Source organism: Caballeronia arvi (assembly GCF_001544695.2).
Lineage (GTDB): Bacteria > Pseudomonadota > Gammaproteobacteria > Burkholderiales > Burkholderiaceae > Caballeronia > Caballeronia arvi.
Genome location: NZ_FCOM02000031.1, coordinates 68,049 through 93,256, shown reverse-complemented (window position 1 = coordinate 93,256; position 25,208 = coordinate 68,049). Strand labels below are relative to the sequence as shown.

Annotated in this window: 25 protein-coding genes and 1 tRNA gene; 14 read left to right on the top strand and 12 right to left on the bottom strand. The window is 63.6% G+C overall.

Features of this window, described 5'->3' with window-relative positions; genetic code table 11:
• Positions 1 to 214: 214 nt before the first annotated feature.
• Positions 215 to 301 (bottom strand) — tRNA-Leu (locus tag AWB74_RS27505).
• 244 nt (positions 302 to 545) lie between these two features.
• Here AWB74_RS27505 and rnr point away from each other — a divergent pair.
• From rnr to rpiA, 6 genes are all read left to right on the top strand, one after another.
• On the top strand, positions 546 to 3,011 hold the full coding sequence (gene rnr, locus AWB74_RS27500) for a ribonuclease R (protein WP_061149810.1): 2,466 nt from the start codon (positions 546 to 548) through the stop codon (positions 3,009 to 3,011).
• A gap of 117 nt (positions 3,012 to 3,128) precedes the next feature.
• A complete protein-coding gene (gene rlmB / locus AWB74_RS27495; RefSeq protein ID WP_061149809.1) occupies positions 3,129 to 3,872 on the top strand; it encodes a 23S rRNA (guanosine(2251)-2'-O)-methyltransferase RlmB in 744 nt (247 codons plus the stop codon).
• A gap of 88 nt (positions 3,873 to 3,960) precedes the next feature.
• Positions 3,961 to 4,932 carry an HNH endonuclease gene (locus tag AWB74_RS27490; RefSeq protein WP_061149808.1) on the top strand — a complete coding sequence of 324 codons (972 nt, stop codon included), beginning with the start codon at positions 3,961 to 3,963 and terminating at the stop codon, positions 4,930 to 4,932.
• Positions 4,919 to 5,740 (top strand): N-acetylmuramoyl-L-alanine amidase, encoded by an 822-nt coding sequence (locus AWB74_RS27485; RefSeq protein WP_061149807.1) that lies wholly within the window; start codon positions 4,919 to 4,921, stop codon positions 5,738 to 5,740. The genes AWB74_RS27490 and AWB74_RS27485 overlap by 14 nt, the downstream gene beginning before the upstream one ends.
• Before the next feature lie 15 nt (positions 5,741 to 5,755).
• Positions 5,756 to 6,151 (top strand): SirB2 family protein, encoded by a 396-nt coding sequence (locus AWB74_RS27480; protein ID WP_061149806.1) that lies wholly within the window; start codon positions 5,756 to 5,758, stop codon positions 6,149 to 6,151.
• Positions 6,152 to 6,215: 64 nt separating this feature from the next.
• Complete coding sequence (rpiA, locus tag AWB74_RS27475) at positions 6,216 to 6,905, top strand: ribose-5-phosphate isomerase RpiA (protein ID WP_061149805.1); 690 nt, start codon at positions 6,216 to 6,218, stop codon at positions 6,903 to 6,905.
• 16 nt (positions 6,906 to 6,921) lie between these two features.
• Here rpiA and AWB74_RS27470 read toward each other — a convergent pair whose 3' ends face one another.
• The 4 genes from AWB74_RS27470 to AWB74_RS27455 all read right to left on the bottom strand — a co-directional run bounded on the left by AWB74_RS27470 (position 6,922) and on the right by AWB74_RS27455 (position 11,798).
• Positions 6,922 to 7,443 carry a PadR family transcriptional regulator gene (locus AWB74_RS27470; RefSeq protein WP_061149804.1) on the bottom strand — a complete coding sequence of 174 codons (522 nt, stop codon included), beginning with the start codon at positions 7,441 to 7,443 and terminating at the stop codon, positions 6,922 to 6,924.
• Between the two features lie 92 nt (positions 7,444 to 7,535).
• On the bottom strand, positions 7,536 to 8,957 hold the full coding sequence (locus AWB74_RS27465; protein ID WP_061149819.1) for an undecaprenyl-phosphate glucose phosphotransferase: 1,422 nt from the start codon (positions 8,955 to 8,957) through the stop codon (positions 7,536 to 7,538).
• Positions 8,958 to 8,990: 33 nt separating this feature from the next.
• Complete coding sequence (locus AWB74_RS27460; protein ID WP_061125427.1) at positions 8,991 to 9,737, bottom strand: Crp/Fnr family transcriptional regulator; 747 nt, start codon at positions 9,735 to 9,737, stop codon at positions 8,991 to 8,993.
• Positions 9,738 to 10,751: 1,014 nt separating this feature from the next.
• On the bottom strand, positions 10,752 to 11,798 hold the full coding sequence (locus AWB74_RS27455) for a DUF1839 family protein (RefSeq protein WP_061149803.1): 1,047 nt from the start codon (positions 11,796 to 11,798) through the stop codon (positions 10,752 to 10,754).
• A 376-nt stretch (positions 11,799 to 12,174) separates the two neighbouring features.
• Between AWB74_RS27455 and AWB74_RS27450 the strand changes: the two genes are divergently transcribed.
• The 4 genes from AWB74_RS27450 to AWB74_RS27435 all read left to right on the top strand — a co-directional run bounded on the left by AWB74_RS27450 (position 12,175) and on the right by AWB74_RS27435 (position 16,460).
• Positions 12,175 to 12,711, top strand: a complete 537-nt coding sequence (locus AWB74_RS27450; RefSeq protein ID WP_061149802.1) for a GNAT family N-acetyltransferase — start codon at positions 12,175 to 12,177, stop codon at positions 12,709 to 12,711.
• Between the two features lie 184 nt (positions 12,712 to 12,895).
• Complete coding sequence (locus tag AWB74_RS27445; protein ID WP_061149801.1) at positions 12,896 to 14,047, top strand: glycosyltransferase family 4 protein; 1,152 nt, start codon at positions 12,896 to 12,898, stop codon at positions 14,045 to 14,047.
• A 483-nt stretch (positions 14,048 to 14,530) separates the two neighbouring features.
• Positions 14,531 to 15,283, top strand: coding sequence for a FadR/GntR family transcriptional regulator (locus AWB74_RS27440; RefSeq protein ID WP_061149800.1), 753 nt, complete (start codon positions 14,531 to 14,533; stop codon positions 15,281 to 15,283).
• Positions 15,284 to 15,467: 184 nt separating this feature from the next.
• Positions 15,468 to 16,460 carry a Gfo/Idh/MocA family protein gene (locus AWB74_RS27435; RefSeq protein ID WP_061149799.1) on the top strand — a complete coding sequence of 331 codons (993 nt, stop codon included), beginning with the start codon at positions 15,468 to 15,470 and terminating at the stop codon, positions 16,458 to 16,460.
• 4 nt (positions 16,461 to 16,464) lie between these two features.
• Here AWB74_RS27435 and AWB74_RS27430 read toward each other — a convergent pair whose 3' ends face one another.
• The 6 genes from AWB74_RS27430 to AWB74_RS27405 all read right to left on the bottom strand — a co-directional run bounded on the left by AWB74_RS27430 (position 16,465) and on the right by AWB74_RS27405 (position 21,555).
• The gene (locus AWB74_RS27430) at positions 16,465 to 17,124 is read right to left on the bottom strand and encodes an amino acid ABC transporter permease (RefSeq protein ID WP_014191653.1); all 660 of its coding nucleotides are present in this window, start codon (positions 17,122 to 17,124) and stop codon (positions 16,465 to 16,467) included.
• Between the two features lie 125 nt (positions 17,125 to 17,249).
• Positions 17,250 to 18,050 carry a cystine ABC transporter substrate-binding protein gene (locus AWB74_RS27425; RefSeq protein ID WP_061149818.1) on the bottom strand — a complete coding sequence of 267 codons (801 nt, stop codon included), beginning with the start codon at positions 18,048 to 18,050 and terminating at the stop codon, positions 17,250 to 17,252.
• 114 nt (positions 18,051 to 18,164) lie between these two features.
• Complete coding sequence (locus AWB74_RS27420) at positions 18,165 to 19,187, bottom strand: quinone-dependent dihydroorotate dehydrogenase (protein WP_061149798.1); 1,023 nt, start codon at positions 19,185 to 19,187, stop codon at positions 18,165 to 18,167.
• 109 nt (positions 19,188 to 19,296) lie between these two features.
• Positions 19,297 to 20,124, bottom strand: coding sequence for an arginyltransferase (locus AWB74_RS27415; RefSeq protein WP_061149797.1), 828 nt, complete (start codon positions 20,122 to 20,124; stop codon positions 19,297 to 19,299).
• A gap of 142 nt (positions 20,125 to 20,266) precedes the next feature.
• Positions 20,267 to 20,998 (bottom strand): leucyl/phenylalanyl-tRNA--protein transferase, encoded by a 732-nt coding sequence (aat, locus tag AWB74_RS27410; protein ID WP_061149796.1) that lies wholly within the window; start codon positions 20,996 to 20,998, stop codon positions 20,267 to 20,269.
• An 11-nt stretch (positions 20,999 to 21,009) separates the two neighbouring features.
• On the bottom strand, positions 21,010 to 21,555 hold the full coding sequence (locus AWB74_RS27405; protein ID WP_061125417.1) for an NUDIX hydrolase: 546 nt from the start codon (positions 21,553 to 21,555) through the stop codon (positions 21,010 to 21,012).
• Positions 21,556 to 21,766: 211 nt separating this feature from the next.
• Here AWB74_RS27405 and AWB74_RS27400 point away from each other — a divergent pair, with 211 nt between their 5' ends.
• Genes AWB74_RS27400 through moaE form a run of 3 tightly spaced genes read left to right on the top strand, consistent with a single transcriptional unit; the run spans position 21,767 to position 23,753 of the window.
• Positions 21,767 to 23,014, top strand: coding sequence for a molybdopterin molybdotransferase MoeA (locus AWB74_RS27400; RefSeq protein ID WP_061149795.1), 1,248 nt, complete (start codon positions 21,767 to 21,769; stop codon positions 23,012 to 23,014).
• A gap of 4 nt (positions 23,015 to 23,018) precedes the next feature.
• Positions 23,019 to 23,276 carry a molybdopterin converting factor subunit 1 gene (gene moaD / locus AWB74_RS27395; RefSeq protein WP_061149794.1) on the top strand — a complete coding sequence of 86 codons (258 nt, stop codon included), beginning with the start codon at positions 23,019 to 23,021 and terminating at the stop codon, positions 23,274 to 23,276.
• 3 nt (positions 23,277 to 23,279) lie between these two features.
• Positions 23,280 to 23,753: a molybdopterin synthase catalytic subunit MoaE gene (gene moaE, locus AWB74_RS27390; protein WP_061149793.1), complete on the top strand. Its 474-nt coding sequence runs from the start codon at positions 23,280 to 23,282 to the stop codon at positions 23,751 to 23,753.
• Positions 23,754 to 23,759: 6 nt separating this feature from the next.
• On the opposite strand, the gene AWB74_RS27385 is transcribed toward moaE, so the two are convergent.
• Positions 23,760 to 24,302, bottom strand: coding sequence for a group III truncated hemoglobin (locus AWB74_RS27385; protein WP_061149792.1), 543 nt, complete (start codon positions 24,300 to 24,302; stop codon positions 23,760 to 23,762).
• Positions 24,303 to 24,645: 343 nt separating this feature from the next.
• On the opposite strand from AWB74_RS27385, the gene AWB74_RS27380 reads away from it, so the two are divergent.
• On the top strand, positions 24,646 to 25,140 hold the full coding sequence (locus AWB74_RS27380; RefSeq protein ID WP_061149791.1) for an Rrf2 family transcriptional regulator: 495 nt from the start codon (positions 24,646 to 24,648) through the stop codon (positions 25,138 to 25,140).
• Positions 25,141 to 25,208 lie beyond the last annotated feature (68 nt).

Genomic DNA, 25,208 nt, shown 5'->3' with positions numbered 1-25,208 from the left:
GAGAGGACTCGAACCTCCACGGTGTTGCCACCGCTAGGACCTGAACCTAGTGCGTCTACCAATTCCGCCACCTGGGCCAAGGGGTACAGCAAGCCCGCTATTTTAGCGGGAACGGACGCCGTGTCAATCGAAACGTAATACGACTCGTCTGAAACAAAACCACGGTCTCCGCACAAAAAGAAAAAGCCACCCGAGGGTGGCTTTTTCAAACATCTGGTGCCCAAGAGAGGACTCGAACCTCCACGGTGTTGCCACCGCTAGGACCTGAACCTAGTGCGTCTACCAATTCCGCCACCTGGGCAAGGGTGCGTTGCTGGGGTGTGTTGCGTTCCTCAGCAGCAGAGAACGCAATTATAGCGAGTCTGGTCCGCCTGTCAAGAGTTTCGATGCGATGCGCGTGACAGCGCGCCAGGCGCGCCGCGTCGGCCCGCGAGCCCCGTGGCGCTTAAAAGACGGGTGTTAGAATGACCCGCAACGATGACCGCCTTCCCGTTTGCAAAGCATCGCAAAAGTCCCGACCAACGAGAAAAAACACGACTACGCCCTTGAGCAAATATCCGTATCCGATTCCGAGCCGCGAAGAAATTCTCGGCGTGCTGCGCACGAGCGAGACACCGCATGCCGCGAACGACATTGCCGAGGCGCTGTCGATCAAGCGTCAGGAGCGCGAAGGATTTTTCAAGCGACTGGCGGCGATGGAACGCGACGGGCAGATCCGCCTCGACAAGCGTGGCCACTATCAGCTCACGCATCCGTCGAATTTCGTGGCGGGCCGCGTCCAGGGGCATCGCGACGGCTTCGGCTTCCTGATCCGCGATGACGGCCAGGACGATCTGTTCCTTCCCAACGGCGAAATGCAGAAGGTCATGCACAACGACCGCGTGCTCGCGCGCATTGTCGGGTATGACCGGCGCGGGCGGCCGGAAGGGCATATCGTCGAGGTCACGGATCGCGCGAACAAGCGCGTCATCGGGCGGCTGATCAATGAGAACGGCGCGCTCATTCTCGTGCCGGAAGACAAGCGCATCGGACACGACATCCTCATCACGCAGAATCCGAAGAAGGCCAAGGTCGGGCAGGTGGTGTCCGTCGATCTGACGGATTTCCCGAGCCGCCATTCGCAGCCGCTCGGACGCGTGATGGAAGTGATCGGCGATATCGACGATCCCGGCATGGAGATCGAGATCGCCGTGCGCAAGTACGGCGTGCCGCATGAGTTCAGCGACGCCGCGCTGGCTTCTGCCGCGAAGCTGCCGGACGAAGTGCGTCCGGTCGATATCCGTCATCGCGTCGATTTGCGCGACGTGCCGCTCGTCACCATCGACGGCGAGGACGCGCGCGATTTCGACGACGCCGTCTATTGCGAGCAGGTCGCGGTCGGACGCGGCCAGGGTTACCGTCTGCTGGTCGCCATCGCGGATGTGTCGCACTACGTGCGCCCGAACGATGCGCTCGACGTCGATGCGCTCGATCGCAGCACGTCGGTGTATTTCCCGCGCCGCGTGATTCCGATGCTGCCGGAGAAGCTGTCGAACGGTCTGTGCTCGCTGAATCCGCAGGTCGATCGCTGCGTGCTCGTGTGCGACATGGTCATCACCGCGCGCGGCGAGATCAAGGCGTATCAGTTCTATCCGGGCGTGATGCATTCGGCGGCGCGTCTGACGTACACCGAAGTCGCGGCCGTGCTCACCAACACGAAGGGCCCGGAAGCGGCGAAGCGCGCCGATATCCTGCCGCAGTTGCAGGATCTCTATGGCGTCTACAAGGCGCTGCATGCCGCGCGCCAGAAACGCGGCGCGATCGATTTCGATACGACCGAGACGTATATCGTCGTGAACTCGCAGGGCAAGATCGAGCAGATCGTGCCGCGTCATCGCAACGACGCGCATCGGCTGATCGAGGAATGCATGCTCGCGGCGAACGTCTGCGCGGCGGATTTTCTGAAGCGCAACAAGCATCCGGGGCTGTATCGCGTGCATGCGGGGCCGACCGAGGAAAAGCTGGAAAACCTGCGCACGTTCCTGCGCGGCGTCGGTCTGACGCTGACCGGCGGCGAGAAGCCGCACGCGAGCGATTACGCCGCGCTGATCGCGCAGATCCGCGACCGGCCCGACGCGCAGATGTTGCAATCGATGGTGCTGCGCTCGATGCAGCAAGCCGTGTACAGCCCGGACAACATCGGCCATTTCGGGCTCGCGTATGAAGCGTACGCGCACTTCACGAGCCCGATTCGACGTTATCCCGACTTGCTCACGCATCGCGCGATCTACGCGATTCTGCAGGGCAAGAAGTATCTGCCGGACGTCGGGCACGATGTCTCGCTGAGCACGGGCTTGACGAAAGCCGCACGCGAAATGCAGAAGGCCGACGACACCGCGCGCGGCCGCTCGCGCAACAGCGTCGCGATCTGGGAGGAACTGGGCCTGCATTGCTCGTCGAACGAACGGCGCGCCGACGAAGCCTCGCGCGACGTCGAAGCGTGGCTCAAGTGCTATTTCATGCGCGACAAGCTCGGCGAGGAATACGGCGGCATGGTCAACGGCGTGACGTCGTTCGGCATTTTCGTGCAACTGGATTCGTTGTTCATCGAAGGGCTCGTGCATGTGACCGAGCTCGGCTCCGACTACTTCCAGTACGACGAGATCAAGAACGAGCTGCGCGGCGAGCGCACGGGCATCCGCTACCGGATGTCGGATCGCGTGCGCGTGCAGGTGAGCCGTGTGGATCTCGACGCGCGCAAGATCGATTTCCGGCTCGTGCGCGATACGCCGGTGAAGTCGCTGGCGCCGCGTCCGTCGTCATCGACGGGTGGCGTGGAAATGGCGTCGAGCGGCAGCGGTGTCGCGGGTCCGCGCATTCGTTCGCTGCCCGACGACGACATGCCGGGCACGCGCGCGCGCGGCGGCACGAAGAAGGGCGCAGCGCCAGGCGGCGCGCGTGGCGGCGCGCCGACGAAGCGCGGCGCGGCGAAGACGGCCTCGAGCGGACGCGCGGCACGCAAGAAGCGGTAAGAAGCGATATACACGAGCGGCGCGCACGACGCCGCCAAACGAATACGCGCGGCCCGTTGGCGATTGCTTCGGGCCGCGTCGTGTTTTTCAAGTTCTCAGCGAAGGTTCGGATCAGTCATGTCACGTCTCAAGGTTCTATACGGTTTTCACGCAGTGACCGCGCGTCTGCGCGCGGATGCATCGTCGATCGAGGAGGTGCTGTACGACCCGTCGCGCAAGGATCGGCGCATGCAGGACTTTCTGCGGACCGCGAAGGAGGCGGGCGTGCGGCTGATCGCGGCGGACGAAGCGCGGCTGTGGGGCCTCTCGGGCAACGTTCAGCATCAGGGCGTGGTCGCGCGTGCGCACGATCTGCCGCTTGCGCAGAATCTGGCCGAACTGCTCGATGGCATTTCCGGCACGCCATTGCTGCTGGTGCTCGATGGCGTCACCGATCCGCACAACCTGGGCGCGTGTCTGCGTGTCGCGGATGCGGCGGGCGCGCACGCGGTGATCGCGCCGCGCGACCGCTCGGCGGGCCTGAATGCGACGGCGGCGAAGGTGGCGAGCGGCGCGGCGGAAAGCGTGCCGTATATCACCGTGACGAATCTGGCGCGCGCGCTGCGCGAACTCAAGGATGCGGGCGTCTGGGTGATCGGCACGGCCGGCGAGGCGACCGCGTCGCTTTACGAGACGAAGCTGGAGGGGCCGGTGGCGATCGTCGTCGGCGCTGAGGGTGAGGGCATGCGGCGGTTGACCCGCGAGACGTGCGACGAGATCATGAATATCCCGATGGCGGGGACGGTCGAGAGTCTCAATGTTTCAGTGGCGTCGGGCGTGTGTCTGTTCGAGGCGGTCAGGCAGAGGGCGGTGAAGAAGTAAGGCAACGTGGGCACAACGTTAAGCGCGCAATTGCATGGCATCTCTTAGCTCAATCTTTGAACGTCTGACTCCAGCGCATCGAGCGGTCTTGCAGTGGTTCGATAGTCATAAGGGGCAAGAGGTGTCATGGCCTCAACCACTGCAAGACGGAACGCTTGTCGCCACGAAAGCGAAGGGAATTTATAAGCCGAAAGATATCGACTACGCAGTAAGTGTGCGTCAATCGCTTGGCGGCCCTTACGCTGATCTCGCGCCAAAATTCAGTGCCGATGGTGCGTGGACCTATCGATACTTCCAAGAGCAGCTTGATCCCGCTCAGCGTGACAGCCAGTACACGAACCGTGGCTTACTGGCTTGCCGCGACCACAACATTCCTGTCGGAGTGATGCTGCAGGTCAAGCGCAAGCCCAATCCCCGTTATCAAGTCCTTGGCTTAGCGCACGTCACTGACTGGAAGGACGGTTATTTCCTTTTGTCAAGCGTTCAAGAGGCACGCGAGACAGGAACCGAGGCGTCAGTTGAGCGACTGGAAGGCGCCGTCCGCTCGGCGGCCATGCCTTTGCCACTGAGTTTCGAAGACGAGCGCAGGTGGATAGACGCGACGATTGTTCTGCGTGAAGGGCAAGGCGCGTTTCGGACGTCACTCTTGCAGGCATACGATCACCGATGCGCAATATCGGGTTGCGACGTCGTACAGGTGCTGGAGGCCGCGCATATCCATCGCTATTTTGGCGAGAAGACTAATGATGTGCGAAACGGACTACTGTTGAGGGCCGATCTGCACACACTTTACGATCGGGCGCTGATCGCGATCGAACCGAAGACCTACGAAGTGTTTGTTTCGCCCAAGCTGCGTGATAGCGAATATGGTTCGCTTGCGAACCGCCGAATTCGTTTGCCCAGATTGTCCGAGGACCAGCCAGATACCCATGTTCTGCTCGAGCACAAGCGATGGGTGCTTTCGCGCTGGGACGCCGACTTCGATCGGGAGAAGGCAATCAAATCGGCGAAGCCAGGAACCGCGGATGTACAAAGTAGACTGTTCGATGAGTTTGACTAGAGCGCTGGCCGCATTGATATCGGCGTGTTTTCTCACCGCCTGCACCACCCAACTCGACCGCACCACCTACATCGCCGACACGCGCTACCACGCCCAAAACGCCGACGCCCGCATCCGCTTCCTCGTGATGCACTACACCGAGATCGACGAAGCGGGTTCCATAGAGGTCCTGACCGGCGACTCGGTCAGCGTCCACTACATCGTCCCCGACGTCCCGCGCATCGAAAAAGGCGAACCCGTCGTCTATCAACTCGTGCCCGAAGACAAGCGCGCATGGCACGCCGGCCTAAGCTCCTGGCAAGGCGCGACCGAACTCAACGCCTCATCGATCGGCATCGAGAACGTGAACCTCGGCCCTATCGGCGATGGAAAATGGCAGCCGTACCCGCCCGCGCAAATCGATGCACTCATCAGGCTCTCGCGCGACATCGTCACGCGCTACGCCATTCCGCCGACGCGCGTCGTCGGCCATAGCGACATCGCGCCGCAACGCAAGATCGATCCCGGCCCGCTGTTTCCGTGGCGCGCCCTGTACGATGCCGGCGTGGGCGCATGGCCCGACGACGCGACCGTGGTCGCGCATCTCGCCGGCCGCGACCGGCAAGCGCCCTCCGACGTGCGCGCGCTGCAGGAAAAACTGAAGCGCTATGGCTACGACGTCGCGACCGACGGCGTGCTCGACGACAAAACACGCCGCGTCTTCAGCGCCTTTCAGATGCACTTCCGCCCGTCGGACTACGCAGGCAACGCCGACGCGGAAAGCGACGCCATCGCCCAGGCCTTGCTCGACAAGTACTTCGCCAACTAAAAAAAGGAGCCCGCGATGGCCGATCATTTTCTCTCGCTACGCGCGATTCACATGACCTGCGCGGGCCTTTCCATCGCCGGATTCGTGCTGCGCTGGATCTGGATGCTGACGGATTCGCGCCTCCTCGCCGCGCGCCCGACGAAAGTCCTCCCGCACGTCATCGACACGCTTCTGCTCGCGAGCGCCGTCGCGCTGGTCGCGATCATCGGCTTCAGTGCGAATGCCGCGTGGCTTTCCGCGAAGATCGCGGGCCTCGTCGTCTATATCGTGCTCGGCACGTTCGCGCTGAAGCGCGGCCGCACGAAGGGCGCGCGCGCCGTGTATGGCGTGCTGGCGATCGTCGTGTTCGCGTTCATCGCGTCGGTTGCGCGCTCGCACGATCCGCTCGGTTTTCTGCGCGCGATCGCGTGATCCGCGCGGCCCGCGCCCGCGCTCCGATAAAATCTCAGTTTTCTCCGAAAGCACCACCGCTCCCATGACCCAAGACGAACTCAAGCAACTGGTCGGCCAGGCCGCCGCCGACTACGTGAACGCGAACGTACCGGAAGGCGCGATCATCGGCGTCGGAACCGGATCGACGGCCAATTGCTTCATCGACGCCATCGCGAAATCGAAAGCGCGGTATCGCGGCGCGGTGTCGAGCTCTGTGGCGAGCACGGCGCGGCTCGAATCGCACGGCATCGAAGTGTTCGATCTGAACGACATCGAGACGCTGCCCGTGTACGTCGACGGCGCCGACGAAATCGACGCCAGCGGCGCGATGATCAAAGGCGGCGGCGGCGCTCTGACGCGCGAAAAAATCGTCGCATCGGTGGCGGACGTGTTCGTGTGCATCGCCGATGCAAGCAAGCGCGTGCCGGTGATGGGCACGTTCCCGCTGCCCGTCGAAGTCGTGCCGATGGCACGCACCGCGATCGGCCGCAAGCTCGCGGCGCTCGGCGGCGTGCCGGTTCTGCGCGTGACGAAGGACGGAGCACCTTACATCACCGACAACGGCAACGAAATCATCGACGTGAAAGGGCTGAAGATCGCCGATCCGCGCGCGCTCGAAGCGCAGATCAACGCATGGCCGGGCGTCGTGACAGTCGGTCTGTTCGCGGCCCGCGGCGCGAATATCTGCCTGCTCGGCACGGAAACGGGCGTCGAGCGGATCGACTACAAGTAAAAAAAGACGCGCCGGCTCACAGCGCTTCGATTTCGCGCGCCGCGCGCGTCAGGATTTCCCGCATCTGTTCCAGCCGGGCGGCTTCGTCGCCGTCCAGGCGCGCGCGCCGCACGAGCGCGTGTTTCAGCCGATCGAGCGCATCGCGCAACGCGGGCGCGCTCGCGGAACGCTCTGCGCTGATCGCGTTGAGGAACGGCTGGTTCTCGTCGAGATAACGGCGCCCGGCAGGCGTGATCGTGTAGCGTCGGCGCGTGCCGTCCGGCTCGTCCGCCGCGACGTAGCCCTGATCTTCGAGCAGCGAAAGCATCGGATAGACGAAACCCGGGCTCGGGCCGTAGAAGCCTCCGCAGCGCGCCGTGAGCGCCTCGATGACGCCCTGCGCATCGCGCGCGCATTCGCCGATCGATTCGAGTATCGCGAGCCGCAGATGGCCGGAGTCGGACATGCGGCGACGTTTCTGTCTTTCGCCCTGCATGCCCGTCATGACGTGAATGGCCGCGCTCTGACGCGGCTCCCGATGCGCGTGTCTGCCGAACATGATCGATTTCCTCGCGGCCACGGTCCAATGGCGATCCACTCACGATATCGCGTTTTTCGAGCCGTCGCGCGTGCCGCAGGCAAACCCATCGATCAATACGCGTTGCGTCCGATGAATCCCTTGAACATCGTCATCGCGACGATCTTGAGGTCGAACCAGAACGACCAGTTGTCGATGTAGAAGAGGTCGAATTTCACGCGGCTCTGCATCTTCTCGACCTTTTCCGTCGCGCCGCGATAGCCGTTCACCTGCGCCCAGCCGGTGATGCCCGGCTTGATGCGGTAGCGGAACATGTAGCCGTAGACGAGATCCTTGTACAGATCGTCGTGCTCGATCGCATGCGGGCGCGGACCCACCACCGACATGTGCCCGAACAGCACGTTGAAAAACTGCGGCAGCTCGTCGAGGCTCGTGCGCCGCAGGAACGCGCCGACCTTCGTCACACGCGGATCGCTGTGCGTCGCCTGCGTGACGTGGCCGTGGTTTTCCCGATGCACCGCCATCGAGCGGAACTTGTAGATGCGAAACGGCCGTCCGTCCGCGCCCTTGCGGTGCTGCGTGAAGAAAACCGGTCCCTTCGAGGTCACCTTTACGGCAATCGAAATCGCGATCAAAAGCGGCGCGAGCGCCAGGATCGCGGTCGCCGCGAACAGGCGGTCGAAGACCAGCTTCGGCCACATCTGGAAGCTGTTGCCGGGCGACGTCGTCAGGTTGATGGTGGCGAGCCCCGCGACATCGGTCATCGAATGATTGAAGAGCGAAATGCTGCGCGTGTCCGGAATCAGCCGCAGATTCACGAAGTCATGGCGCAACGCGTGCACGAAGCGGTAGATCGTGTGTTCCTGCGACAGCGGCAGCGCGAGCCAGACTTCGTCGATCTCCTCGGCGCGCACCTTGTCGACGAGGTCGTCGAAAGCGTTCAGGACAGGCAAACGTTTGCCTTCCATGCCGACAGCGGTCGTCGGCGCGGGCACGCCGTCGAGGCCGGTGGCCCGCAGTTCCTCTGCGCTGGTCGTATCGAGCACGCACACGGGCGTGAAGCCTTGCTCGGGCGTGCTGCACAGGTGCGCGAGCAGGGTCCGCGAAAAACCTTGCGCGCCGACGATCGCCACGGTGCGCTGGTTCAGGCCGCGGCCGCGCATCAGGCGCAACGCCGAATAGGCGATCAGTTTCGCCGCGATGATGAGCGCGCCGGAGATGAGCGTCGAATAGGCGAACCAGAGGCGCGACACGGCATCCATGCGATGCAGCGTGAAGGCGAGCAGAAGGCCCGCCGCGACGACGGCCATCCATGCGAGCGTGACGCGCGCGAACATCTCCGCGAGCGGCTTGCCGCGCCAGGTTTCGTACACGCCGAATGCGGGGAAAAGGACGAGAGCGAGTGCGGAATTGAACGCGATCAGCAGCTTTTCTATGTCGCTGATGTCGAGCGACGAAAAGCGTAGGTCATGCGCGATCAATCCGCCCGCAATGATGAGACATACATCGAGACAACGTGCCAGCCAAGCAAACAAACCGTGATTTTTTTCTTGCATTAATCCAGACCGTTAAACGCTCGAGGCCGTTGCTGCCTCGGTTGCACGAAGACGCGGGAGCAGCCGGTCGAATTCGCGCTTGACGAGACCGTAGCACTCGCAGGCGCGGGCTTCGAGGCCCTCGCGATCCACGACCTTGATGCAGCCGCGGCTGTGATGGATGAGACCCGCGTCATGAAGCTTGCCCGCCGCTTCGGTCACGCCTTCGCGGCGCACGCCCAGCATGTCGGCGATGAGTTGCTGCGTGACTTGCAGTTCGTTCGACGCGGTACGGTCGATTTCGATCAGCAGCCAGCGGCAAAGTTGCTTGTTCAGCGAATGATGGCGGTTGCACGCGGCCGTCTGCGCGACCTGGGTGAGCAGAGCCTGCATATAAAGGAGCATCAGGCGGCGCAGAAAGTCAGAGCGGCCGAACTGCTCGCGCAGGGCTTGCGCGCTCATGCGATACGCGAAGCCGGGGCACTGCACCTGCACGCGCGTCGGCATCGTTTCGCCGCCGGTCAGCACGGGCACGCCGGTCATGCCTTCGCGGCCCACGGCGGCGATTTCGACCGAACCGCCGTCTTCCATCGTGTGAAGCAGCGAGATGATCGCCGTCGTCGGGAAATAGACGTGGTGGATGCGCTGGCCCGAATCGCACAGCAACTGCTCGGTGCGCAGTTGCACGAGTTCGAGATGCGGCGTGAGTGCTTGCCATTCGTGCGCCGGAAGTGCGCCGAGCAGGTGATTGCCGTGCAGGTCGGACTGGAGGGTCAGCATGATTGTTCTCTCTCGAAACTTCGCGCGTTGCGCTTCACTTTTATTTACTGATGGGGTCTTTCCGAATAAGTCGCGTGCGACCAGACAGGAAGACCGTCACATCAGCCCCGTAGCGGCCCGTCGGCGCGTGAATCGATTTTGTTGTTCGCGTCGGTTCGGGTTGCGCGTCTCTATTAGCGAGGACTGTGCCAATGCGGGCAATCGCAATGCTGGCGGGGCCTCATAGCGGATCAGATTTTCGTGATGCAGCGCAGCGCAGCGTTTTTGTTTCAGTATTGAACAAGGGTGGTCTTAGGAATAGCCGTGTGTCCCGATGAGTTTCATCAGGGCAATCGTCTCAAATGAGGTTTCAGATGAATCTAATCACCGTGCGACAGGCCTCACACGCCGACGCCCCTTCAAAAGGGCACCTTCTTTCGTAGGGACATTGAAAAATGATTCATCTGTGTTTCATGCGCTGAGTGGGCTATCGAACGCGCGTTATTTTCCGTCGCTCTTGATTCCCCGCAAAGCCTTGCCGGGCGTGGGTTTGGGGGAAACGTGAAATCCCTGGCGCGAGGCGTTGCCTGAAGCAGAAACGTTGCGCCCATTGCACGTTCCGAAAAATACGTGCGCTACGCCACGCGCATTCCTGCATCGGTGGCGGCGTATCGAGCGTGTAGTGGCCCACAGAGCCCCGGCAGGCTTGCGGCACGGGGCGCGACGCACGAAGGAACGTGTTCCTGCGTGAACGTTTGCACGCATTTCATCGGATGTGTGTGTCTCGGGCCGTCTTTCACGCCGACGAAACGCGTCGCGAAATGTTTCATCGCGGACAATCTCATGCGGAACTGATTAAGCAGCGCGGGAGCCGCTTTAAATAAATTGCGGCAAAGACATCAAGAGGTCATCCGGACGAATATCCGTCGCGCAGGTAAGCGAATGAAAAACCCCTTGAAACAGGGCCTCGAATGTGTTTTTGCAGCAAGCGTTTGCTGAACCGGTAAATGGGCGCTCAAACGCGCGTGAACGCAGTCAGCAAACGATATCCGCGAGAGAAGGAATGACGCGCTCGTACGTGTCTTCGATGATGTCGAACGACGCCTCGCAAAGCTCGCGACGTCCGCGCGAAATGGCGCGCGCGAGGCGGCATTGCATGACCATCGTCTCGCTTGCGATCTTGCGTGCGCCCGCATGCGTCTGAACGGGAATATCGAAACCTTGCTCGCGCATCCAGTGCAGATAGTGCGCAAGCAGTTCGAAGTTCGCGCCGAGCTGCCTCATCACATTGAACGCGTACAAATGCGTATAGGCTTCGCCGCGCGCGATCATCGCATCGACATGTTCGGGAAAAGCCGCGCGCCAGCGTGAAATGGGGTTGTGCATCGGGCGCCGCAAAAGATGCATGCACAACAGATCCGCCGAGATTTCGGCGAGCGGCGTGCCCGCCAGCGGATCCTTCACGCGCTTCACGAATTCCACGTGAGGAAAGAGCGCGGACCCGCGCGTTCGATGCGCATCGTGCGTCGCGCCGGGGCGCAATATGCCGTCGTAATCATCGCCGTCGAGCAAGTGATATCCCGTGTGATGAAAGTAGCCGAGACGCCGCGCGTCCGGATCGATCACGTCGATGCCGATGGTCGTTTTCGCATGCTCACGCCGATACGAAACGGTGCGCATGTCGGGCAGAAAGAACGCATCCACTTCGACGAGTATGGTGTTCCCGCGGCGCGTCTGGACGAGCGCGCGCTCTTCGAGCGAATCGAACATGGAGAGCTCATGCACCTGCAGGCCATAGAGCTTCTCGATATCTTCGTACGGGAGCTTGCCGAGCGTGAACTGATCGGCTTCGAAGTCCTGCGCAACGGTGAATGCAAGGGCCGCGCGCGGCTCGAGTCCGTTGCCGTGCAGGAGTTCTATCCAAAGATCGATGGGCGCGAAGCCTTCGCGCCAGATGCGCTCGCCGCGATGCAGCGCGTGAGCATGATGACGGCGCGCGCGCATGCGCAGAGGATCGAGCGACACGACGCGTGAACGACTCGCGCCTGAATTCGTCACACCGCTCGTATGGAACGCGCTCATGCCATGACCTCGGGCCGGAAATACCGGCATCCGATACCGCATGCGCACAAGAGCGAATGGATTTTTAGTTGTGCGTCTCTGTCGCGTCCGATGGCGGTATGCATTGTGATTTTCCCATGAAGGTGCCGTATTACGCGAGTGCTATCGACGCAAAGCGAGCGCGCGCGGCGGTCCGCATTGCGGGCTGCCGCGTGAGCATTCGAATGGCCGCGCAGGCGTCTTTTTCCCCGGGACGCCTTCTTGCGTGTGGTCGATCCTATTTGAAAGGCGCACGCGGACTGGGTCGGTGCGATGGCGCACTGAATTAAGACCGGTCGGAACGTAACGTTCAACCGTCGCAACGCCGGTTATTACCGGTAAAGCATGGAGATAATCGATGAACTGGAAAACGCTGGATTTCGAACAACTCACTGCGCGTGAGCTTTATTTGATTTTGCGCGCGCGCAGTGCGGTGTTCGTCGTCGAACAATCGCATGTCCATCTCGATGCAGATGGCCGCGACGAAACAGGCACCCACGTTTTCGCAGCAGAAGATATGGCGCGTTCGATGCCCGTGCTCGCCTATGCGCGCATTCACGCCGGCGATCCGGACGATCCGGAAGTGGTGGTCGACAAAATCCTGACGAGCCCGCTGCGCCGCGGCGACGGCACGGCGCACGCATTGATCGAACGCGTGCTCGCGGTGGCCGCCGAGCGCTGGCCCGGCCGCTGTGTGCGCCTTACCGCGCCGGTGAGCCTGCGCGGGTTCTACGAAGCATTCGGCTTTCGCAAGACAGAAGGGCCGTTTCTCGAGCACGGCATGCCGTATATCGGTCTGACGAGAAAAAGCCGTCAGCCACGCGAAGCATTCGGCGCGAGCAAGCCGCAGTACGCCGCCGAGGACTATGCGAAGAACACCTACGAGTTGCTCTAGGCGCTACCGAATAACCGTCAGCGAAAGGAAACAATCCGCAGTCAGCAGCACCCAAGGCGTGGACCGTCGGGCATCGAGGCAAGAACAACGAACAAGGCGGCGCGAGCCGCTTCGAAACGCGTCCTCGAAACAATAAGAACGACGCCGCCGGCATGGGCCGGCGCGCGCATAGACAGCTCTTCTCATGCGAATAGTCCACCTCGCCAATCACGCGCAGATGATCGGTAACGGCACCGTCAACATGATGGTCGATCTCGCCTGCGTCCAGGCGCGCATGGGCCAGGATGTCGTGGTCGCATCGTCCGGCGGCGGCTTCGAACCGCTCCTGCGGCGTCACGGCATCACGCATATTCCGCTGCAGCAGTCGCGGCAGCCGTGGCGCGTGCCGTCGATGATCGCGGGCTTCAATCGTCTCATCGATCGTTTCGATCCGGACATCGTGCACGCGCACATGATGACGGGTGCGCTCATTTCGCGTTTCGGCAGCATGCGGCGGCGCTTCGCGCTCGTCACCACGGTGCATCACGAGCTGCAGAAAAGCGCGTCGCTCGTGCGCGCCGGCGATCGGATGGTGGCTGTGAGCCGCGCGGTCGCGATGGATCTCGAGGCGCACGGCATCGGGTCCGAGCGTCTGTCGGTGGTGCTCAACGGCGCCGTGGCTGCGCCGCGCCTCGTGTGCCGCCCGGCCGCGAAGCCGGTGCGCCTCAGGCATCCGAATATCGTCTGCGTCGCGGGCATGTACCGCAGGAAGGGCATCGCGGATTTGCTGCAAGCATTCGCGCTCGTGCGCGAGCAGTCCGAGAGCGAGCGCGAGTTCATGCCGGAGCCGCATCTCTATCTCGTCGGTGAAGGCCCCGATCGCGGTTCGCTGGAAGCGCTCGCGGCCGAACTGGGCATCGCGGCTGTCACGCACTTCACGGGTTTCGTCGCCGATGCGCGGCCGTACTTCGCGGGCGCCGACGTGTTCGCGCTGCTCTCGCATCAGGACCCCGGCCCGCTCGTGATCGCCGAGGCGCGCGAGGCGGGCTGCGCGATCGTCGCGACCCGCGTGGGCGGCATCCCCGAAATGCTCGACGACGGCGCGGCAGGCGTGCTCGTGCCCGCAGGCGATATCGCGCAGGCGGCGGAGAAGTTGCACTGGCTTCTGCTCGACCGGCCGGCGCGCGACCAGTTCGCGGCGCGCGCGCGGCAAAATCTGCCGCAGTTGTCAGTCGAAAGAGTGAGCGCCGAGTACATGGCGATCTATCAGCACACACTCGCCGAGCGCGAATCGATGCGGCGCCGCCAGGCGACGATCGATTCCCGACGCACGCGCACGCAAGATGGCGCGATTTAAGCATAGCGCTGACAAATCCCTGCGCTGCACCGCGCCACGGCGCTTTCGTCCAAACCATCCGATCATACAAATGGCCCATGCCAGCAGGCTTGCGTTCGCGTTCGCACAGAAAGCCCACTGGATGCTTGCTCAAATGAGTGCATGATCGGTCCGAGGAGAAGTCGGGCCGGAAATAAACGTACACGCCGCGCTGCGACGCCGCCATTCTTCAGTTTCCCTGATGAATGCCTGCGCGCGCGCGGCGCGAGCGCAGCAGATGCACGTGCAGCGGCAAAAAGAGAAAAAACGAAACTGCGATATCGAGGTCAGAGGGAATACCCTGTCAGGAAATTCCTCACTGGCATTCGAAGCAACGAAGACGCAACGTATCAAGCACGACGAATGGACCTGTCGGGAACCCGTCGTGCCTTTCGCAGCCCGGGGAAGCGAAAGCGATGCGCTCATATACACGGCTACGGAACAGGCAAGAAGGGGAGAAGCGAGATGGATGAAAACAAAGAGCGATCGCTGGTGGCGAAGGTCATGGACGGACTCGTCTCCGGCATCGTCGAGCAAAAATATGGCGCGATACTGCCACCGCAGGACATCCTCTCGAAGGAGTTCGACGTGAGCCGCACCGTCATGCGCGAGGCGCTGTCGATGTTGCTCGCGCGGCACATGCTGGACGTGCGGCCGAAAACCGGCACCCGTATTCGTCCGATGAGCGACTGGCGTCTCATCGACGAAGATGTGGTGAGCTGGCGCTTTCGCGCGAAGCCGGATCAGACATTTTTGCGCGATGTAATCGAATTCCGCATGCTGATCGAGCCGCGCGCCGCAGCGCTCGCTGCCGCGCGCGCGACCCCCGACGAGATCGCCGGCATCCGCGACGCGTTCGATACGCTCTCGCGCCTGCAGGTGGGCGAGCCGGAATATCAGGCGGCCGACGAGGTGCTGCATACGCGCATCGTCGCGGCGAGCGGGAACCAGTTCTTTCGCCAGATGACGGCGATCGTGCGCGGGGCGCTCGTGACGGTGAATCCGATCGTCGACGGCATCGAGTCCGTGCGCGAGGCGACGCTCGCGGCGCAGAAGAGTGTCGTCGAGGCGATCGAGGCGAAGGATTCCGCCGCCGCCGAAACCGCGACGCGCGCGCTCGTCGATCTGGCCGCGGAGGAAGTGGGCCGCGCGTTCTCGCTGGAGCGCGTGAGCAGCCAGCCCGCAGCGCCGAACGTGAACGCGTCCGCGGGCGCCTGAAGCGAGGCGTCGACTCGACCGGTTGGTTTGTGTCGATGCAGTTTTGAGCATGATCGAGCATGGAGCCGGGACATGTCCCGGCTTTTTGTCGTGCGTGCGTCGTGCGCGGGCGCGGGCGCGGATTCGTGACACGCCGTGTTCAGGCACAATCGCCGCACGACAAACGCTGCGCACGGAGGCAGGATTGAGCAATACCAACATCGAGGGAGCGACGATACGCTGGGGCATCGTCGGCGCGGGGCGCATCGCGCGGCGCTTCGCCGACAGCCTCGCGCATGTCGAAGGCGCGCGGCTCGCGGGCGTCTGTTCGCGTCGCGAGGAAACGGCGCGCGCGCTCGCCGAAGCGTTCGACGCGCACGCATTCGCCGACTTCGATGCGATGCTCGGGCATATCGACGCGCTCTACATCGCGACCTTGCAGGACAGCCATCCGGAATACGCGTTGCGCGCGTTCGCGGCGGGCAAGCCCGTGCTGTGCGAGAAGCCCGCTGCCGTGAATGCGCGCGCGCTGCAGGGCATGATCGACGCGGCGCGCGCGGCGAAGCTTCTCTTCATGGAAGCGATGAAGCCGCCGTTTTATCCGCTGTACCGGCGGCTGCGCGAGCATCTGGAAAGCGATCCGATCGGCGAAATCGGTCTCGTGCGCGCGGGCTGCTCGATGGCGAACGTGCCGCTCGACCATCCGTCGTTCTCGCTGGAAGCGGGCGGCGGCGCGTTGCTCGACATCGGCATTTACGAGGCGTTTCTCGCAGTCGACTGGCTCGGCGAGGCGCTGGACGTGCAGACCATCGGCCGATTGGGCGCGACCGGCGTCGACGTGTTCGCGAGCCTCAACGTGCGCCACGAACGCGGGATCGCGCAACTTTTTTGCGGACTCGATCTGCAAGGCCGCGGCGATGCGCTGATCGGCGGCACGCTCGGCACGGTGACCATTCACGAAAACTGGTGGAATCCGGCGCGCGCGACCATCGCGTATGCGGATGGCCGCACGATCGAGCTCGACGAGCCTTTCACGGGCGGCGGCCTCAACTACGAAACCGCGCATTTCTGCGAGCTGTTGCGCGCCGGAGAAACCGAAAGCCCGGTGATGTCGCACGCGACGTCGATGCGCATGATCGCGATCATCGACGCGGCACGACGCGATCTGAAGCTCAAGTTTCCTTTCGAACGGGACTAAAGCGTCAGTGGCGTCCCGGCAACGCGAGACGCCGCTCGAAAATCCGCTGCACGAATTCGAGCACGCTGCAGAGAATCCAGTACACGAACGCCGCCGCGAGATAGAGCGGCAGCGGCTGATAGGTCGCCGCGATCACTTCCTGCGCGCTGCGCAAGAGTTCGGTCACGGTGATCACCGAGACGAGCGACGTGTCCTTGATCAGACTGATGAGGCTGTTCGACAGGCTCGGCACCGCGATGCGCAGCGCCTGGGGCCCGATCACGTAACGCAGCGTCTGCACGCGCGACAACCCGAGGCTATAGGCCGCGAGCCACTGCCCGGCATGAATGCCGAGAATCGCGCCGCGCATGCTTTCGGACAGATACGCCGCGACGTTTGCAGACAGCGCGATCACGCCCGCAGGCGTCGGTTCGAGCGAAATCCCGATGCTCGGCAAGCCGTAATAGATGACGAAAATCTGCACGAGCAACGGCGTGCCGCGCATCACGCTGACGTAGCAGCGCCCGATCGCGACGAGCGCGCGGTTCTGGCTGATGCCCATCAACGCCAGCACGACGGCCGCGATGAGGCCGAAGAACATCGAATAGAGCGCGAACTTGATCGTCAGAAGCGCGCCTTGCGCCAGTACGGGCGCCGATTGAACGAGCAGTGATGTCGTGGACATTTAAGAAACGCGTTGACTGAAACGGAGCTGAAGCGAAACAAATCGGCACATATTAAACCGAGTCTGCAAAAGAGAAGGGCGGCACCATGACGATGCCGCCCTCGCGACGCCGCAAGCGGCGCTGCTTACTTCGCCGGCTTGGTCACGTCGATGCCGAACCACTTGTCCGAGATCTTCGTGAACGTGCCGTCCGCTTCGAGCTGGTTCATGGCGTCGGAGATCGCCTTCGCGAACTTCGGATTGCCCTTCTTGAACGGAATGCCCGACGGATTGCCCGCGCCGACGTTCGAGCCCGGACGCAGCGGCAGATTCGAGTTCTTCGTCAGATACGCGAGCATCAGGCGGTCGTTGAGCGCCGCGTCGAGCCGGCCGGCGGCGAGATCGCGCAGATATTCCGGCGCACCCGGATACGTTTTCACGTCGATGCCCGGCACGGCCTTCGCCATGTCCATATAGTTCGTGCCGAGCGCCACGCCGAGCTTCTTGCCTTTCAGCTCTTCGAGCGACTTGAACTCACGCGTGTCGTCCTTGCGCTGGATCAGCTGCGCGTTCGAATACGTGTACGCCGGCGAGAAGTCGAGCGTCTGCTTGCGCGCGTCCGTGATGCCGACCTGGTTCACGATCACGTCGAACTTGCCCGCCTGCAGGCCCGCGATGATGCCGCTCCATTCAGTCGTCACGAACTCGGGCTTCACGCCGAGCTTGGCGGCGACGGCCTTGGCGATATCGACATCGAAGCCGACCAGTTCGCCCGCCGGCGTCTTGGAGTTGAACGGCGGGAAGGTGCCTTCGAGACCGACGCGCAGCGTGCCGCGCTGCTTGACCTGATCGAGCAGGTCGTCGGCGTGGGCGGCGGTCGTGACGGCCGTGAATGCCGCGCCGATCAGGCTGGCGGCGACGAGCTTCTTCAGCGTGGACAGTTTCATCGTGTTGTTCTCCTCTTGATGACGACAGCGTCTTTCTTCAGATGCGGCGATCATAGTGAAAATGCAATCGCCTTGTAATACCGTTTGCTTATGTCTATATGCGGGTTCGACGAATCACGCGAGCGCTTCGACGCACTCTTTCACGAGCGCGGGACCGCGATAGATCAACCCCGTGTAGATCTGCACGAGCGATGCGCCCGCCGCGAGCTTCGCGCGCGCATCCGCGCCCGAGAAAATCCCGCCCACGCCGATGATCGGCAGGTCGGCGCCGACTTCCGCGCGCAGCTTGCGGATTACTTCGTTCGACGCATCGAATACCGGACGGCCCGACAGCCCTCCGGCCTCGTCGCCGTGCTTCATGCCGGTCACGGCTGTGCGCGAAAGCGTCGTGTTCGTCGCGATGACGCCGTCGATCTTGTGAGCCAGCAGTGTGCCCGCGATCGACTTGATCTGCTCGTCGTCGAGATCGGGCGCGATCTTCAGTGCGAGCGGCACGAGCTTGCCGTGCAGATCGGACAGACGCTGCTGCTTTTCTTTCAGCGCGCCGAGGAGCGCATCGAGCTCGCCCGCGCCTTGCAGCTGCCGCAGATTCTTCGTGTTCGGCGACGAAATATTGATCGTCACGTAGCTCGCGAACGGATAGACGCGCTCGAGACAGTAGAGATAGTCGTCGGCGGCGCGCTCGATCGGCGTATCCGCGTTCTTGCCGATGTTCAGCCCCAGCACGCCGCGATAGTGCGCGGCCTTCACGTTGGCGACGAACTGGTCGACGCCGCGATTGTTGAAGCCCATCCGGTTGATGAGCGCGTTGGCGTCGGGCAGCCGGAAGATGCGCGGACGCGGATTGCCGTCTTGCGCGCGCGGCGTCACGGTGCCGACTTCGATGAAGCCGAAGCCGAGCGCGGCGAGCCCGTCGATGCACGCGCCGTCCTTGTCGAGGCCCGCCGCGAGCCCGACCGGATTGCGGAACGTAAGGCCCATGACGGTGCGGGGCGAATCGGGGCCGCGTTCGGCGAGCACGCCGGCGAGTCCGGTGCGGCCGGCCGCGGACAGCATGCGCAGCGTCAGGTGATGAGCGTCTTCCGCGTCCATCTTGAAGAGATGCGAACGCGCGAGCGGGTAGAGGGAACTGAACACGAAGTGAGAGCCGGTGACGGCGATTTTTTTAAGACCGCCATTTTAGCGGCTTTGGACGAAGTGCCGGTCGGGCCGGTCTGGCTTTCCGCTTCGGGCGTTATTTCTGGCGTTATTTCGGCTGCGCCGGACCGTGGATGCGGCCAGGCATCGGCAGCGTGCCGGCGGATTGCGTATTCACGGGATCGAGCAGCGTCCAGTGGCCGTCGATCAAACCTTCCAGCGGCCGGAAATTCGCCTTGTAGGCCATCTTTTCGCTCTCGCGAATCCAGTAGCCGAGATAGACGTGCGGCAAGTCGAGGCTTTTCGCCTGCTCGATCTGCCAAAGGATGTTGAAGGTGCCGTAGCTCGTTTTCGGCAGGTCCGGCTCGAAGAACGTGTACACCGACGAGAGCCCGTCGCCGAGAATGTCGATCATGCTGATCATGCGCAGCTCGCCGGGTTCGTCGGCATGGCCCGGATGCGCCGGCTCGCGGAATTCGACGAGGCGCGAGTTGATTCGGCTTTGCAGCAGGAACTGCTCGTACTGGTCGCGGCTGTCGCGGTCCATGCCGCCGCCCGCGTGCCGCGCGGACTGATAGCGCATGTAGAGCGCGTAATGCTCTTCGTCGTAATGCAGCGGCGCGACGCTCGCCACCAGACTGCCATGCTGTTTCCACACGCGGCGCTGGGCCCGGTTCGGCACGAAGCGCGCGACCGGCACGCGCACCGGTATGCACGCGCGGCAGCCGTCGCAATACGGGCGATAGGTGAACACACCCGAGCGCCGGAAGCCGGCCTTGACGAGTTCGGTGTAGACGTCGGAGTTGATGAGATGGCTCGGCGTCGCGACTTGCGAGCGTGCGACGCGCCCTTCCAGATAGCTGCAAGGGTAGGGCGCTGTTGCATAGAATTGCAGCGCGGAAAGCGGTGACAGCGGCAGCTCGTTCGGATGTGTCACGTTGGCGGCTCTCGCAGGCGTCGTCTCGTCGTTGCCGGCCGGCCCGCGCGTGTCTGAATTCGGGCGCGCGGTCGGCGGCTGCAGTTCGTGGGTCGATCGGCGTAAGCGTTTGGCAAAATGCCCGGCAAAACGGCTGTAGCGTTCAGCGTGCCAGCACGTCGAGAAGGACGGTTTTGTCGAAACGCCAGCCGATCGCCGGTTGCGCCGTGGCCCTTCTGAGATGTGCGACGAACGCGCGCCGGGCGATCTCGCGGCCGCCCAGCGACGCCAGATGCGACGTGTTCTGCTGGCAGTCTATCATCTCTATTTTGTGGCGGCGCAAGTGTCCGACGAGCGCCGCGAGCGCGATTTTCGACGCGTCGGTCTCGTGCGCGAACATCGATTCGCCGAAAAACATGCGCCCGAAGGACACGCCGTAAAGTCCGCCCACGCGCACGCCGTCGTGCCATGTTTCGATGCTGTGTGCGCTGCCCGCACGATGCAGCGTCGTGTACGCATCGACGATATCCGGCGTGATCCACGTGCCGCGCTGGCCGTTGCGCGGCGTCTCGGCGCAGGCGCGCATCACGGCGGCGAAGTCGTCGTCGACGCGGATTTCCCACGCGTCCTCGCGCACGACGCGCTTCAGGGTTTTGCGCAGCGAATCCGACACCTTGAACTCCGCTGGAAAAAGCACCATGCGCGGGTCGGGGCTCCACCAGAGCACGGGTTGACCGTCCGAATACCACGGGAAGATGCCGCGCCCGTAGGCATCGATGAGCCGCGAGGGCAGCAGATCGGCGCTTGCGGCGAGCAAGCCCGGCGCGCCGCTCGATGCGCCGAGCGCGCGCTCGACGGGCGGGAACGGATCGTCGTCGGCGAGCCAGGGAACCATGTTCTCGAGTTTCAGCCGTCGCGCAGCGTGCGGAAGATATCGCCGGTATGCAGCGTGAAATTGCCCGCGGCGCGGTCGGCGAAGTAGAAACGCAGCGTCTGGCCGACGGTCGGAAACGCGATCTCGTCCCACGGAATCTCGCTTTCCTCGAAGAGCTTCACTTCCAGGCTTTCCTCGCCCGGATCGACTTCGATGTCGAGCAGCCGCGCGAGATAGAACAGATGCACCTGATGCACGTGCGGCACGTTGAGCAGCGTGAACAGGCTTTGAATTTCAACGCGCGCGCCCGCTTCCTCGAGCGTTTCGCGCGCGGCGCCTTCGCTCGTCGTCTCCTGCATTTCCATGAAGCCGGCCGGCAGCGTCCAGTAGCCGTAACGCGGCTCGATCGCGCGGCGGCACAGCAGCACCTTGTCGTCCCAGACCGGCACGGTGCCTACGACGTTGCGCGGATTCTGATAGTGCACGGTGCCACAGTTATCGCAGACGAAGCGCTCGCGGTTGTCGCCGGGCGGTATGGCGAGGCCGACCTCGTGGCCGCAGAGGGAGCAGAATTTCATGGAAATGGACGTGGGAAGTGTGGTGCGAGTGTATCACCGCACTGCGGCGGCTTTGAGGCGCATGGACGGCTTCCCGCGGGCCCGATCGGGTAGGCCGTGTAGTGCCTGCCTTCTCGCTACAATAGTTCACTGCTCTTTCCATATCGAGGCGCATCGAGCGCCCGAAGCGAACTTCATGTCATCCACGCCCACCGCTTCCAGCCGTCCTCCGATGCTCGCCACTGCCGAAGCGCTCAGCCGTCTGCTCGACGCCGCGCGCCGGGTGGACGGGCGCGAGCGCGTCGCGACGCTCGACGCACAAAATCGCGTGCTCGCCGCCGACGTCACCTCGCCGCTCGACGTCCCGCCGATGCACACCAGCTCGATGGACGGCTATGCGGTCCGCGCCGCCGATCTCGCCGGCGCGAGCGAAAGCGCGCCCGTCGCGTTGCCGGTGTCGCAGCGCATTCCGGCGGGCCACGCGGCCAAGCCGCTTGCGGCGGGCACGGCCGCGCGCATTTTTACGGGCGCAACCGTGCCGCCCGGCGCGGACACGGTCGTGATGCAGGAAATGGCGCAGGTTTCGGACGACGGGCGCGTCGCGTTCGCGCAGACGCCGGCCGCGGGCGAATGGATCACGCAGCAGGGCGCGGACATCCGGCGCGATTCGGTCATCCTGCCCGCGGGCACGCGCCTCACGCCGCAGGCGCTCGGGCTCGCGGCGTCGGTCGGGTGCGCGCAACTGGATGTCGTGCGTAAAGTGCGCGTCGCGATCTTCTTCACCGGCGACGAGCTGCGCATGCCCGGCGAGCCGCTCGAACCCGGCGCGATCTACAACTCCAACCGCTTCACGCTCAGCGCGCTGCTCGCGAAGCTCGGCTGCGACGTGACGGATCTCGGCATCGTGCCGGATCGGCGGGATGCGACGCGCGAGACGCTGCGGCGCGCGGCCATCGATCACGATCTGATTTTGACGTGCGGCGGCGTGTCGGTCGGCGAGGAAGATCACGTGAAACCGGCGGTGGAAGCCGAGGGACGCATTTCGATGTGGCAGATCGCGATGAAGCCGGGCAAGCCGCTCGCGTTCGGCGCGGTGCGGCGGGGCACGGATTCGGCCGAGCGCGAGGGTGAGGGCAGCGACGCGTATTTCATCGGTTTGCCCGGCAATCCGGTTTCGAGCTTCTGCACGTTCCTGCTGTTCGTGCGGCCGTTTCTGCTGCGTCTCGCCGGTGGCGGGAACGTCGCGCCGCGCGTCTATTCGATGCGCGCCGACTTCAGCCAGAAGAAGGGCGATCGCCGCAACGAATTCCTGCGCGCGCGCGTGAACGAGTCGGGCGGGCTCGATCTGTTCGAGAATCAGAGCTCGGCCGTGCTGACATCGACCGTCTGGGGCGACGGTCTCATCGACAATCCACCGAATCACGCGATAAGCGAAGGCGAAATCGTGCGCTTCATCCCCTTTTCAGAACTGATGCGGTAGCGAAATGAAGATCGATCTGAGGTTTTTTGCGAGCGTGCGCGAGGCTTTGGGCGTCGCTAACGAGACCGTTACGGTGCCGGACACGGTGGTCAACGTCGGCGACGTGCGCGCGTGGCTGCGCATGCGCGGCGGCGTTTGGGCAGAGGCGCTGGCCGAGGGCCGCGCGCTGCGCATGGCCTGCAATCATGTGATGACGCAACCGTCGCAGCGCATCACGGAAGGGTGCGAGGTCGCGTTCTTTCCGCCGGTCACGGGTGGCTGAGCGATGTCGACACACGCCAAGATCCGCGTGCAGGAAGCCGATTTCGACATCGGCGCGGAAGTCGCCGCACTGCGCGCCGACAATCCGAAAGTAGGAGCGGTCGCGTGCTTCGTCGGCACGGTGCGCGATCTGAACGAGGGCAGCGCCGTCGAGACGATGGAGCTCGAGCACTATCCCGGCATGACGGAAAAGTCGCTGGAAGCGATCGCCGATCAGGCGCGCGAGCGCTGGCGCGGCTCCGACGTGCTGATCGTGCATCGCGTGGGAAAGCTGAAGCCGCTCGATCAGATCGTGCTCGTCGCGACGACGGCGATGCATCGCGGCGAGGCGTTCGAATCCTGCGCCTTCGTGATGGATTATCTGAAGACGCAGGCGCCGTTCTGGAAGAAGGAAAAGACGGAAGCCGGCGAACGCTGGGTCGATGCCCGCGAATCCGACGATGCGGCGCTCGCCCGTTGGCAGGGCGCGAAGCCCTGAAGCGCGCTATTGATCGTCGGCCGATTTGCCGACGAACTTCGCCGGAAATGGCTCAGCGTCCGGCCGTTCGGGAAAGCGCGGTTCGGGCGCTCCGCCCGTGCGCTGGCGCTTGAGCGCCGCAAGCAATTCCTGCTGCTCGACGGGAATCTGGTAATCCCAGCCGAACTTGCTGAGCTGCAGGCTCTGCGCGATGCGCAGCGCGGGCTCCATGAACTGCACGGCGGCGGCGGGCTCGTAGCGCGCTTCCACCGTGTTCAGAAAGAGCGACAGCCAGCGCGCGAAATGGCGCGGCTCGATATCGTCGATCGGCCGATGCGCCTCCTGCACGTTCCCCCGATATTGCTTCGACCCGAGCACGAGACTCGACCAGAACGTGGTCATCTTCGCGAGATGGTCGTCCCAGCGGCCCGTCAGCGCGCGGGAAAAGATCGGGCCGAGGAGCGGATCGTCGTCGACCCGGCGATAGAAGGCCTCGACCAGCGCGCGGACGTTGGCCTCGTTGGGTTCGCGTTCCCGCGCGGTCGCGGCGGGCTGTCGATCTGAGTTCATGGCAATGCTGCAGTGCGGTCGGTCGGCGGTTCGAACCGCCGGCCGGTGTTTTACTGACGAAAGGCGGCGATATGAAGCACAATGGCGGTTACCCGCGCGAGGCTTCCCCCGCTACTGCTTTTGCGAACTGGGCGGACGCCGTACCGGCTCCATTCTGCCAGCCCGCGTGCGGATATTAGCCCTCGGGCGGTCGGGCGAAAGTCATCTCCCTTGCCGCCGCGCGGACTTTCGGAGCGGCGCGACATGACGCCGCTTCCGTCCGGGTCATTCTCGTTGTTCCGCTTTTCGTCGATGCGCCGAGGCGCCAAGGCGCTTAACCTCCTAATTCCAATCGCGCGACACCATGCGACTCACCGACTACACCGACTACGCGCTGCGCGTTCTGCTGTATCTCTCCGTCCGGCCTTCCGGCCTCTCGACGATCCAGGAAATCTCGGACGCCTACGGCATTTCGAAGAATCATTTGATGAAGATCGTCCAGCAGTTGGGCGAGCTCGGCTGGGTCGAGACGGTGCGCGGGCGCAACGGTGGCCTGCGGCTCTCGGCGCGTTCGAGCGACCTCACGATCGGCGAGATCGTGCGCAAGACCGAGAGCGACTTTGCGATCGTCGGCTGCTTCGTGGAGCGGGACAGCGCGACGCAGCGCTGCGTGATTCAGCCGCACTGCCGCTTGCGCGGCGTGCTTGCGGCCGCGCGCGACGCGTTTCTCGCCGAACTCGACAAGCACACGGTCCGCGAGCTCGCGCACCCGGCGAACGAGCTCGCGGCGCTGCTGGGCATCGCAACTATCGCGCGGGTTCCGGCGGACGCTTTAGCGCCCGACGGCGCGCCTTCCTGATCGGATCGATCTCGTCTCCGGCGCGGCCGCGCCCATGATTGTCGAAGAGCAAAAAATGCACTTATCGA

Bases quoted from the DNA above. Each gene is read 5' to 3' on its own strand.
- rlmB (WP_061149809.1), top strand. From the start codon at position 3,129: ATGTCACGTCTCAAGGTTCTATACGGTTTTCACGCAGTGACCGCGCGT.
- AWB74_RS27485 (WP_061149807.1), top strand. From the start codon at position 4,919: ATGAGTTTGACTAGAGCGCTGGCCGCATTGATATCGGCGTGTTTTCTC.
- AWB74_RS27480 (WP_061149806.1), top strand. From the start codon at position 5,756: ATGGCCGATCATTTTCTCTCGCTACGCGCGATTCACATGACCTGCGCG.
- rpiA (WP_061149805.1), top strand. From the start codon at position 6,216: ATGACCCAAGACGAACTCAAGCAACTGGTCGGCCAGGCCGCCGCCGAC.
- AWB74_RS27470 (WP_061149804.1), bottom strand. From the start codon at position 7,443: ATGTTCGGCAGACACGCGCATCGGGAGCCGCGTCAGAGCGCGGCCATT.
- AWB74_RS27460 (WP_061125427.1), bottom strand. From the start codon at position 9,737: ATGCTGACCCTCCAGTCCGACCTGCACGGCAATCACCTGCTCGGCGCA.
- AWB74_RS27455 (WP_061149803.1), bottom strand. From the start codon at position 11,798: ATGAGCGCGTTCCATACGAGCGGTGTGACGAATTCAGGCGCGAGTCGT.
- AWB74_RS27450 (WP_061149802.1), top strand. From the start codon at position 12,175: ATGAACTGGAAAACGCTGGATTTCGAACAACTCACTGCGCGTGAGCTT.
- AWB74_RS27445 (WP_061149801.1), top strand. From the start codon at position 12,896: ATGCGAATAGTCCACCTCGCCAATCACGCGCAGATGATCGGTAACGGC.
- AWB74_RS27440 (WP_061149800.1), top strand. From the start codon at position 14,531: ATGGATGAAAACAAAGAGCGATCGCTGGTGGCGAAGGTCATGGACGGA.
- AWB74_RS27430 (WP_014191653.1), bottom strand. From the start codon at position 17,124: ATGTCCACGACATCACTGCTCGTTCAATCGGCGCCCGTACTGGCGCAA.
- AWB74_RS27425 (WP_061149818.1), bottom strand. From the start codon at position 18,050: ATGAAACTGTCCACGCTGAAGAAGCTCGTCGCCGCCAGCCTGATCGGC.
- aat (WP_061149796.1), bottom strand. From the start codon at position 20,998: ATGGTTCCCTGGCTCGCCGACGACGATCCGTTCCCGCCCGTCGAGCGC.
- AWB74_RS27405 (WP_061125417.1), bottom strand. From the start codon at position 21,555: ATGAAATTCTGCTCCCTCTGCGGCCACGAGGTCGGCCTCGCCATACCG.
- AWB74_RS27400 (WP_061149795.1), top strand. From the start codon at position 21,767: ATGCTCGCCACTGCCGAAGCGCTCAGCCGTCTGCTCGACGCCGCGCGC.
- moaD (WP_061149794.1), top strand. From the start codon at position 23,019: ATGAAGATCGATCTGAGGTTTTTTGCGAGCGTGCGCGAGGCTTTGGGC.
- moaE (WP_061149793.1), top strand. From the start codon at position 23,280: ATGTCGACACACGCCAAGATCCGCGTGCAGGAAGCCGATTTCGACATC.
- AWB74_RS27385 (WP_061149792.1), bottom strand. From the start codon at position 24,302: ATGAACTCAGATCGACAGCCCGCCGCGACCGCGCGGGAACGCGAACCC.
- AWB74_RS27380 (WP_061149791.1), top strand. From the start codon at position 24,646: ATGCGACTCACCGACTACACCGACTACGCGCTGCGCGTTCTGCTGTAT.